This window comes from Bacillus sp. SH7-1 (assembly GCF_008042405.1).
Taxonomy (GTDB): Bacteria; Bacillota; Bacilli; order Bacillales; family Bacillaceae_G; genus Bacillus_A; species Bacillus_A thuringiensis_N.
In genome coordinates this window covers 1-609 of the sequence record NZ_QNUD01000053.1, presented here as the reverse complement: position 1 = coordinate 609, position 609 = coordinate 1, and the positions used below count along the sequence as shown (strand labels likewise).

Sequence of the window (609 nt, the reverse complement as noted above, 5' to 3'; positions counted from 1 at the left end):
GGACTTAACCATATAATATGAAGCAATGTTATCTAGTTTTGAAAGAATATAAAAAACTTGTTGACTTTAAAAGTTAAATGAGTTACAATAATTCTTGTCTTAAATGAATACAGTCTGGTAATGATGGCAGAGAGGCCACACCCGTTCCCATACCGAACACGGAAGTTAAGCTCTCTAGCGCCGATGGTAGTTGGGACCTTGTCCCTGTGAGAGTAGGACGTTGCCAGGCAATTCGGAGGATTAGCTCAGCTGGGAGAGCACCTGCCTTACAAGCAGGGGGTCGGCGGTTCGATCCCGTCATCCTCCACCATTTAGCCGACTTAGCTCAATTGGTAGAGCAACTGACTTGTAATCAGTAGGTTGGGGGTTCAAGTCCTCTAGTCGGCACCAGTTTTTATTGCAAGAGCCATTAGCTCAGTTGGTAGAGCATCTGACTTTTAATCAGAGGGTCGAAGGTTCGAGTCCTTCATGGCTCACCATTTTAATGAAATATGCGGGTGTGGCGGAATTGGCAGACGCACTAGACTTAGGATCTAGCGCCTTTGGCGTGGGGGTTCGACTCCCTTCACCCGCACTTTTAATAAAATATCTCAAACATGTCTTGCGGAA

At 45.8% G+C, this 609-nt stretch carries 4 tRNA genes and 1 rRNA gene; all 5 read left to right on the top strand.

Annotation, left to right across the window (positions count from 1 at the left end):
* Positions 1-113: 113 nt before the first annotated feature.
* The 5 genes from rrf (at position 114) to DN390_RS28625 (ending at position 574) form a co-directional block, all read left to right on the top strand.
* A 5S ribosomal RNA gene (gene rrf, locus DN390_RS28645) occupies positions 114-229 on the top strand.
* 5 nt (positions 230-234) lie between these two features.
* Positions 235-310, top strand: a tRNA-Val gene (locus DN390_RS28640).
* Positions 311-314: 4 nt separating this feature from the next.
* Positions 315-390 (top strand) — tRNA-Thr (locus DN390_RS28635).
* Between the two features lie 13 nt (positions 391-403).
* Positions 404-479, top strand: a tRNA-Lys gene (locus DN390_RS28630).
* 14 nt (positions 480-493) lie between these two features.
* Positions 494-574, top strand: a tRNA-Leu gene (locus tag DN390_RS28625).
* Positions 575-609 lie beyond the last annotated feature (35 nt).